At 48.5% G+C, this 8,561-nt stretch carries 9 protein-coding genes; 3 read left to right on the top strand and 6 right to left on the bottom strand.

Features of this window, described 5'->3' with window-relative positions; translation table 11 throughout:
- Positions 1-226: 226 nt before the first annotated feature.
- The 3 genes from SIN01_RS12990 to SIN01_RS13000 form a co-directional block, all read right to left on the bottom strand.
- Positions 227-463, bottom strand: a complete 237-nt coding sequence (locus SIN01_RS12990) for a YdbC family protein (protein ID WP_010025154.1) — start codon at positions 461-463, stop codon at positions 227-229.
- Between the two features lie 51 nt (positions 464-514).
- Positions 515-745, bottom strand: a complete 231-nt coding sequence (locus SIN01_RS12995) for a hypothetical protein (protein ID WP_010025156.1) — start codon at positions 743-745, stop codon at positions 515-517.
- 159 nt (positions 746-904) lie between these two features.
- On the bottom strand, positions 905-2,116 hold the full coding sequence (locus SIN01_RS13000; RefSeq protein ID WP_010025158.1) for a glutathione synthase: 1,212 nt from the start codon (positions 2,114-2,116) through the stop codon (positions 905-907).
- 209 nt (positions 2,117-2,325) lie between these two features.
- Between SIN01_RS13000 and SIN01_RS13005 the strand changes: the two genes are divergently transcribed.
- The gene (locus tag SIN01_RS13005) at positions 2,326-2,856 is read left to right on the top strand and encodes a YwhD family protein (RefSeq protein WP_010025160.1); all 531 of its coding nucleotides are present in this window, start codon (positions 2,326-2,328) and stop codon (positions 2,854-2,856) included.
- A gap of 8 nt (positions 2,857-2,864) precedes the next feature.
- Here the strand turns inward: SIN01_RS13005 and SIN01_RS13010 are convergent, their stop codons facing one another.
- The 3 genes from SIN01_RS13010 to SIN01_RS13020 all read right to left on the bottom strand — a co-directional run bounded on the left by SIN01_RS13010 (position 2,865) and on the right by SIN01_RS13020 (position 6,002).
- Positions 2,865-3,332 carry a DMT family transporter gene (locus SIN01_RS13010; RefSeq protein ID WP_010025162.1) on the bottom strand — a complete coding sequence of 156 codons (468 nt, stop codon included), beginning with the start codon at positions 3,330-3,332 and terminating at the stop codon, positions 2,865-2,867.
- 15 nt (positions 3,333-3,347) lie between these two features.
- Entirely contained in the window at positions 3,348-3,797 is a 450-nt protein-coding gene (locus SIN01_RS13015) for a DMT family transporter (RefSeq protein ID WP_010025163.1), read from the bottom strand.
- A gap of 171 nt (positions 3,798-3,968) precedes the next feature.
- The gene (locus tag SIN01_RS13020; protein WP_010025164.1) at positions 3,969-6,002 is read right to left on the bottom strand and encodes a transglycosylase domain-containing protein; all 2,034 of its coding nucleotides are present in this window, start codon (positions 6,000-6,002) and stop codon (positions 3,969-3,971) included.
- Positions 6,003-6,255: 253 nt separating this feature from the next.
- On the opposite strand from SIN01_RS13020, the gene SIN01_RS13025 reads away from it, so the two are divergent.
- Entirely contained in the window at positions 6,256-6,690 is a 435-nt protein-coding gene (locus SIN01_RS13025) for a YwiB family protein (RefSeq protein WP_010025165.1), read from the top strand.
- Between the two features lie 91 nt (positions 6,691-6,781).
- Complete coding sequence (gene argS, locus SIN01_RS13030) at positions 6,782-8,452, top strand: arginine--tRNA ligase (RefSeq protein ID WP_010025166.1); 1,671 nt, start codon at positions 6,782-6,784, stop codon at positions 8,450-8,452.
- Positions 8,453-8,561 lie beyond the last annotated feature (109 nt).

The following is an 8,561-nucleotide window of genomic DNA, read 5'->3' on the forward strand; positions in this document are numbered from 1 at the left end:
TAATTAGCGGAAGTTCCTTTATTTAGCGAAAGTTCATTTATAATTAGCAGAAGTTCCACTTTTATGCACTTATCGTCGTACACCAAAGCAAAATCATAAACTTTCTTTACTTGTAAGAAAAACCGGGCAAAAAGCGCCCGGTCCTTACTTCCGCAGAAGTTCCTTTACATAGCGAAAGGACCTTTTTTATCCGTCACTCAGCATGAGACCGTTTGATCGAATCCGATCAAACGGTCTCATTTAGTTCGTGCATCTGATTCAGAAGGTCTTTCAACGCTTTCAGTTCATCCAACGTCAGTGTCATGCCTTTGCCCATTTTTGTATTGTCCGGGGCCCAGTCCCTCAGATCAAACTTCGGTGAGCGTCCGTTCCAGCTGATCAGATTCAGCTGCTTCGTCCATCCTCGGGATGATTCACTGATGGTGCCGATTTGTCTGATGCGTTCGTAGTCGATACTGCCCATGGGTCGCACCCTCCTAATAGTAGTGTTTGTTACTCGATTTAACGGACTGTTTTACGTGAGAACAAAATGTTGGTGAAACCATGAATCGATGCTGAGCAATTCTATACTGTCGGCGATAATATGCGGCTCCCCCTCTTCATCTTGCGTCATGAGATGGCCTTCCTTGTCCTGATCCGCCATATAAAAGTTGTTTACTTTGAAAAGCAGCCGAGCCTCCATGAAGTCAAACGGAATATCGACCGCTTCCCCATATACATTTTTGATGCATCTGACCAAGATCATGCCTTATGAATCCTCCACAACAAAGCGTACCGATATCCTGACAAAGATGTATCGGCTTTGATTGAGTGAATCAAGCAGATCCATTTTGACGGGACAGGTCTTTTTTTAGCATAATGGCTGCGAAACTTTTTGGCAATAACCCCGATTCCGTCGATCGTCTTATGGGGCATAAGGGTTTCTCTGAGCAGAAGAACCGAGATTCTGCTCCTTTTGCGATGTTGCCCATTGCATCGCGCTGTTAGGGCTTTCAGCGCATGCAGCCTTGATCCGTGCTGCGTAGCTGAGTTTGGGTTCACTCCAGCGTGATTGGGCTTGCGTTAATGCCTGATCATAAACCTGAGGCAACCTGCTTTGGTGCAAGAAGCGGTGCAACGCTTCGAACATCTGGTTCATCCGGTTGCGAAAAGCGTCTGAAAAACAGGTCTGTGCTGCTTCAGTCGCCCATGCATCGGCTTCTTTTTGTTGTTCAACCGTAAAATCAGATATTCTGTTTTGTGCGCACCAAAGCAGATATAAGTGCATGAGGTACAGATCACTGGGGTTAATCCCTGCTGGGAAAAAGGGATTAAGATCGGCAATGCGCAGTTCAATACGTCCTGCCTCAGGTATCTGTTCGAGATCCTCAAATCCTTTCCCCTTAATGCGTACCAATTGATAGAGTTCGCGCGGGCCTTCAACCAATCCTTGAGCGACCGCTTTTTTCATCGACTGTTGGTAGGCACTGGGACTCGAATAGTCCAGATAAATGGGTCTGATGTTTTTATACCCGTGCACGCTTAACCGAGCCGAGCGGTAACAGACCCCATCGATCTTTTCGGGGCTTGCCGCCAAGAGGTGGACGAGAAAAAAGCGGTGACGGAGTGCCGAAGCAGCGACCTGCACATAGAAAAAGCCGCGCTGACTTGCATCGCCCATCAGATCGTCAGGAAAAGAATAATTCAAATGTATGCCGCAATAGAGCTGTCGTTTGCGACCGTATTTTTTTGACAGGTAGAAGCGATACGCGGTCTTTTCCTTACCTCCTGGACCAAAATCAGCGATTGGGATTTGATCATCCGGCGGCAGGTGGTTCGGGGGCGTACTGAGCGGCCAGAGCAGTTCGTCACCAATCCCGCTGTAAACCGTACGGGTCAGCCGCTGCATGTGCGACAGCATTTCCTGCAAGGAGGAGGCGATAGGTGTCACCAGTTCAACCTGGCTTTCGGAGAAATCGGTGGTGATCTCAGGGTTCGTCTGCTTGTTGCCCAACGCGTCCGGATGGGGCGTCATGGCAAGCCGTCCGTGATGATCGACACGCAGGTTTTCACGCTCAATACCAAAGTGTCCGGAAGCGTGCGGATAACTAAAGATGGATGCCTTTTGATTGCACATGATGTTCCCTCGCATTTCTCTGCAAATTTAAATCGTTCGAAAGCGTCTCTAACTCAGAGTCTATAGGATGTGCCCGTTTGATTCAATGATTTCGATCCTGCGCGCCAAAAAGAAGGGTTTGAATGGTTGACCGTGCTGGGCTTAATGAAGCATTGCTGCCGTTCCTATGCTAAAATAAATGCAGAGTGAGATTGATCACGTGTGAGAGGATGATTGAATTGGATCTGTTTCATCAGGATGGAAAGAAATCAGGTTTTAATATAATTAAAGGCGACTCAACGAAAGGCCATGGCGGCTTTGGCGCTGGTTTAGTCAATCTGGACAACATGACCCCGGTGATCATTGATGTTGCCGCCGGTAAGGCAGAGGTTGATATGGGCGCGCTGCATGCCCGCAGCGACGTGGAGCGCCGGATCCGTTTTTCAGCGAATAAAGCGGATCTTCAAGGTGGCGGGAAAAAGTATTGGCTCGTATGGATCAACACGGAAGTGACCAAGGAGGGACCGCGCTATGCGGGTGCGGCGGCAGCTGAGATGATCATACACCGCGAAATAAAGCGCGGCTACAAAGTACTTGCCGATCATGTGAATAAAATGGATAAAGCGCTCAAGGGCAACGTGATTCTTGAAGCGATGGATATGCCGTCTAAAAAGGTGCTGCGCGACTTTTTAAGGCAAGTCGCTCCCGAGCAGTGGGAACGGGCGAATCCGGAACTAAAGGCACAACTGGCTTTTGAGTAACTGACGGCTCAGAACTGATGAATCAGAATGATGCCAAGAATCATGAGCCCCAACCCTGCTGCACGCGGCCAATTCATTGCATGTTTCGGCACGCCGAATAAGCCGAAGTGATCAACGGACAAGGCAGCGATCATCTGCCCGAACAACAGAGAAACAACGGTGAATGCGGAACCGAGAACCGGGAGAAGCAGAACGTTGGCAGTCACAAAAACGACGCCAAGCATCCCGCCGACCCAGATCCATTTCGGCATGTGCCGAATTTGAGCAAAATCAAGTTTAATCGTGTGATCAATGACCAGAACAATTAGTGCCAGAAAACAAGTGCCCGTTGCGAACGAAATCAATGCCGCGAGATACGGCGAACCGACAACCTCGCGCAGCTGTGTATTGACCGATGTTTGGATAGGTGAAGCAGCGCCGGCGAGCAGACCCCAGGCGAGAAACAGAAAAGTAAGGGAATAGGTTCTTTTTTTCATGAACAGATGTGCTCCTTAGAATTTCTTAATGAGGAGTACCCCAAGCAGCATACAGAGAATCCCGATGAGACGGGGAAGACTCAATGTGTGAATGGGGACGTGAAACCAGCCGAACTGATCAATCGCGATGGCCATGATCATTTGCCCAACGAGCGTGACGACAATGGTTAAAGCTGCCCCGAGGCGCGGAAGAAGCAGAATGTTGGTAGTCAAATAAAAGACGCCGATCATTCCGCCTCCGATCCACAGCCACCATGGGTGATTCAGAAGTGTATGCGGCGCGACGAGCAGCCGATGGTCAATGACAAGAGCAAGGATGATCAAGGTCAGTGTGCCGGTGAAAAAAGAGATAAACGAGGCGAGAAACGGCGATCCGACCTCTCTACCTAGTCTCGAATTAATTGAAGCTTGCACAGGAATGACGCTACCCGCGATCAATCCGCCAATCAGAAATAAAAGAATCATTGATCGAAACTCCTCAATTTTCGCTTTATAAATTTAGTATAAGAGAAGAACGGGATCAATGAATATAAAAACGTTTCGGTTTGCAACTTTTTTTCAGTGCAACTGAAGAAAAGAAGCAGAGTTTCCTTCAAGCGAGGAAGCCCTGCTTTTTTGCCGATGAATTTGAGGCGGCTATTTCCACCAATGAAAGAGACGATCGAGCAGACTGCTCCTCTGTTTTGTCGGCTTTTCAAGATTATGAGGCTCTTGCTTGCCGCAATAGGCGGTCGGTGCCGTGCCTTTTATAAAATAGGTGGGTCTTCCGGTACAGCCCTTCCCGGCGCGCAGCCCACTTTTGGGATCAATACTGACACTGACGACGCCTTTCGGGGCTTTAAAGGCATTTTTCGGCTTTCCTTTGAGTGCCGATTCCATGAAATGAGCCCAGATGGTTTTTGCATAGCCGCTGTCCGGGTAGGTGCTGATTGTTTCGCCTTGATCATAGCCAACCCAAACCGCCGAAACAAGTTCAGGCGTGAAGCCGGCCATCCAGCTGTCCGAAGGTGTCGATCCGGTTTTTGCAGCCACTTTATGAGTCAGCAGACCAGATATTCTGCTTCCGGTGACCTTACTATAACCATTCAGCCGTTTGTCAAAGATTCCGGTCATCATCTGAGACAGGACAAATGAGGTCTTGCGATTCAGAACCTGCTGCTTCTTCGGCTGCCAATCATAGAGCACTTGCCCCTTGCCGTCGGTGACCTTGGTAATCATCGCCGGCTGAATCCGCGCTCCTTGATTGGCGAAGGTCGCGTATCCGCGCGCCAGTTCCAAAACACTGACCGGCTTTGTCCCGAGCGCAAGTGAGGGAATCGGTGCCAGCGCACTTGAAATACCGGCCCGGCGCGCAGCCGAAACGAGCTTTTTCATGCCGATTGCCAGATGCGTTTTGACTGCGAAAATATTGTCGGAAAGTGCGAGTGCTTGCTCCATGGTAATCGGTTTGTTTGCGTAATAGCCGCCAAAATTATTCGGCGTGTACTCACGATGCCCGTTGTCAAAGACGAATGCGGTTGGTTCGCTTTTCAAACGCGTTGCCGGTGTAAAGCCGTTCTGCAGTGCTGCATAGTAAAGAAAAGGTTTAAACGCAGAGCCGGGTGAACGTTTTGCGCTGACAGCTCGATTATAGGTGCTTTTCGTGTAGTCGCGTCCACCAACCATTGCAACGATTCCCCCGGTTTTGGGGTCTAGAGCAACAAGCGCTGTTTGAATGGGAGTGGAACTTGGGATGACCCGCTTCACCCAGTGCTCCGCACTTTCCTGGGTTTCGTTATCCAGTGTGGTATAGACTTTAAGCCCTCCCGAAGCGAGTTCTTTCTGCGTGAAATGCAATCGGTCAATTAATTCATGCCGCAGCGCATCTTGAAAGTAGGGCGCCTTCTCAGGCACTTTATTTTCTACATGGGCAAGATGCAGGGGCGCTTGATAGGCGATTTCTGCACGTTTTTTCGACAAGAAGCCGCTTTTCACCATGGTATTCAGAACGACCTTCTGCCGCTTTTTTGCCTTTCCATAGTTAATAAACGGCGAATAAACGCTTGGTCCGTTTGGAACTCCGGCCAGCATGCTTGCTTCTGCAAGGGACAGATCCTTGGCGCTTTTATTAAAGTATGTGCGGGCGCCGGCCTCCGCCCCATAGGCACCGCGACCGTAATAAATTGTATTTAAGTAGCCCTCAAGAATGCTCTTTTTCGATTCATTCATTTCGAGACGGATGGTGTAGAACATTTCTGAGAATTTGCGCAGCCAAGTTTTGTCATTGCTCAAGAATAAATTTTTTGCGTACTGCATGGAGATGGTACTTGCACCCTGTGCTTTGCTGAAATGACGCAGATCGATCAGGGCGGATTGGATCATGCGACGAAAATCAAAACCGTGATGATGGAAGAAACGGCGGTCTTCAACGGCGAGTGTCGCGAGTTTCAGTGCCGGAGCCATAGCGTCGCTGTCCATCCATTGCTTATTCGTCGTGTCCCATTTTCCGACCAGCTGGCCGCGGTTGTCATAGAAAACAGCAGGTTTGGAAGCCGGGATTTCCATTGGTCCGGCAATTTTGGCTGCGAGGAGCAGTATAATCACCCCCAGCACTAGAGATGTAGGCAGAAACAAGGCTGTTCGTCTAAGAAACAGAGCCATCTTTTTTCGGATCCTCGTGTCAAAATGCATGAATTCAGAACCTCCTCAATCCGAAAAACAGCTACCCAAATGACGCGGGGTGTCTTCATCTGTTCTATCGATCATTATGGAATGAGGCGCTGAATTTTAAACATTGCGGCCTGAAAATGGATGAAGAAAGGTATAAATCCAGGAAAAAAATAGAATCCTTGGAAAAATAGTCGCTTGACCTTGCCCATGGATAGGCAATCTTTTATAGTAGTATAAGAATGCGAACTTGTGCGTGATGAAGGAAGGCGAATCAATGCAGACACAAGATGCTGAAATCGTTTTTACGAGTACCATTGATGATCCGAGCGATCCGGGAAATCGGCAGACGATTGCACAGGTGATTCAAGGTAAGATTGGAAAAAGCGGATCAAGCCTTTACCTCGTGTTCAGCGCTGAAATCGCCGATGTCGGGCTTGCGGATTATACAATTCGTGTCGGGAATGAGGAAGCATTGATTTTACGCAAAGGTGCACTGCCGATGAGGCAGCAGCTCGTGATCGGGCAATCGATAAAGGGCAGTTATGAATCTCAGTTTGGTCGAATGGAGACGCAAGCAACGGCAAAAAGAATAGAGACGACCTGTGATCCTGCCGGCCGCTGCGGGTCGGTTCATTTGGTCTACGAATTGTTGATACAGGAACAATCAGTTGGAAAAGCCACAATGGAGTATCGCTACTTAATCAAATAGAGCAGCGTGCAAGCATTCAGGGTTTCCAATGTTCAATAAAGGTTGATCGTGCAAGCGATGCGTCATTCGCAATTTTTGGAGGGTAAATAAGATGACGATTGTGGAACAAGTCAAGAATCAGTTAAAGGAAGAAATTATACAGGCGGTAATTAAAGCGGAACTTGCTGCGCCAGAAGAAATGCCGGATGTGGTGCTTGAGACGCCGAAAGACAAGGCGCATGGCGATTTTGCGACCAATATGGCGATGCAGCTCGCGCGCATTGCAAAGAAGGCGCCAAGAAAGATCGCTGAAGAGATGATTGCATGTTTTGATAAGCAAAAAGGACATATACGCAAGATTGATATTGCAGGGCCGGGGTTCATCAACTTTTTCCTTGATAACCAATACCTAACCGACCTGATCCCAACAATTATAAAAGCGGGCGACGCATATGGGCGTACGGACAGCGGGCAGGGGAAACACGTGCTTGTTGAATTTGTTTCAGCCAACCCAACCGGCAGTCTGCATCTCGGTCACGGACGCGGGGCTGCAGTAGGTGATGCGCTCTGCAAGCTGCTAAAAAAAGCAGGCTATGACGCTGTTCCCGAGTATTACATTAACGATGGCGGCAACCAAATCACCAATTTAGCGGTTTCCATTGAAGTCCGCTACCTCCAGCAGCTGGGGCAGGAGGCGGAAATTCCGGAAAACGGCTATCATGGCAAGGATATCATTGAACTGGCGAAACAGTTAGTTGCCAAACACGGTGATGATCTCGCAAAGAAAACAGAAGAAGAACGGATTCGTTTCTTCCGTAATTTCGGCGTCGATCACCTGATGCGCGGCATCAAAAAAGATCTCACCGATTTTCGGGTTCACTTTGACCGCTGGTTCTCCGAGCGCTCCCTCTATGAAGAGCATAAGGTAGAAGCGGTGCTTGACTACCTGAAGGGTAAGGGAGAAACGTATGAAAAAGATGGAGCATTATGGCTAAAAACCTCGAAGTATGGGGACGACAAAGACCGCGTGCTCGTCAAATCAGATGGCAGCTATACCTACTTCACACCGGACATTGCTTATCACAAGGACAAGCTTGATCGTGGCTTCGAGCAGCTGATCGATGTGCTTGGTGCGGATCATCACGGCTATGTGCCGCGATTGAAAGCAGCGATTCAGACCCTTGGGTACAATCCGGATCAATTAACCGTTCAGATTATTCAGCTCGTCAACCTGTTCAAAGACGGAGAAAAGGTTAAAATGAGTAAGCGAACCGGTAAAGCCGTAACCATGCGTGAACTGATGGAAGATGTCGGTGTTGATGCGGCACGTTACTTCTTCGCAATGCGCAGTTCGGACAGCCATCTCGATTTTGATTTGGATCTTGCCATTTCTCACTCAAATGAAAATCCCGTGTACTACGTACAATATGCGTATGCGCGTATTACGAGTATGCTGAAACGTGCAGAGGCTTTTGAACAGGATGATCTCGACGCATTGGATTTGAATCTGCTTTCCGGGGAAAAGGAAATTGATCTCTTGAAAAAAATGGGCGACTTCCCTTCAGTTGTTGCGGAAAGCGCGCAAAATCTTGCAATCCAGCATATTCCGAATTACTTGTTCGAGTTGGCGTCGTGCCTGCACAGTTTCTACAATGCTGAAAAAGTGCTGGATGAAACGAATGTTCCACTCAGCAAGGCGCGAGTGGCTCTGATGAAAGCTGTACGTATTACGTTAAAAAGCGGTATGGCACTGATCGGTGTTCATGCGCCTGAAAAAATGTAAGCAGAACGAGCGAAAAAAGCCTTCCATAACGGAAGGCTTTTTTTACAGCGGCACACAGAGGAACTTTTGCTAAGCAAAGGAACTTCCGCTAATTGTAAAAGGAACTTCC

This window comes from Sporolactobacillus inulinus, assembly GCF_006539285.1.
In the GTDB taxonomy this organism is placed as follows: domain Bacteria; phylum Bacillota; class Bacilli; order Bacillales; family Sporolactobacillaceae; genus Sporolactobacillus; species Sporolactobacillus inulinus.

Excerpts from the sequence above, each read along its gene's own strand:
- SIN01_RS13010 (WP_010025162.1), bottom strand. The coding sequence starts at position 3,332 with ATGAAAAAAAGAACCTATTCCCTTACTTTTCTGTTTCTCGCCTGGGGT.
- SIN01_RS12995 (WP_010025156.1), bottom strand. The coding sequence starts at position 745 with ATGATCTTGGTCAGATGCATCAAAAATGTATATGGGGAAGCGGTCGAT.
- SIN01_RS13015 (WP_010025163.1), bottom strand. The coding sequence starts at position 3,797 with ATGATTCTTTTATTTCTGATTGGCGGATTGATCGCGGGTAGCGTCATT.
- SIN01_RS13020 (WP_010025164.1), bottom strand. The coding sequence starts at position 6,002 with ATGCATTTTGACACGAGGATCCGAAAAAAGATGGCTCTGTTTCTTAGA.
- SIN01_RS13025 (WP_010025165.1), top strand. The coding sequence starts at position 6,256 with ATGCAGACACAAGATGCTGAAATCGTTTTTACGAGTACCATTGATGAT.
- SIN01_RS12990 (WP_010025154.1), bottom strand. The coding sequence starts at position 463 with ATGGGCAGTATCGACTACGAACGCATCAGACAAATCGGCACCATCAGT.
- SIN01_RS13005 (WP_010025160.1), top strand. The coding sequence starts at position 2,326 with ATGATTGAATTGGATCTGTTTCATCAGGATGGAAAGAAATCAGGTTTT.
- SIN01_RS13000 (WP_010025158.1), bottom strand. The coding sequence starts at position 2,116 with ATGTGCAATCAAAAGGCATCCATCTTTAGTTATCCGCACGCTTCCGGA.
- argS (WP_010025166.1), top strand. The coding sequence starts at position 6,782 with ATGACGATTGTGGAACAAGTCAAGAATCAGTTAAAGGAAGAAATTATA.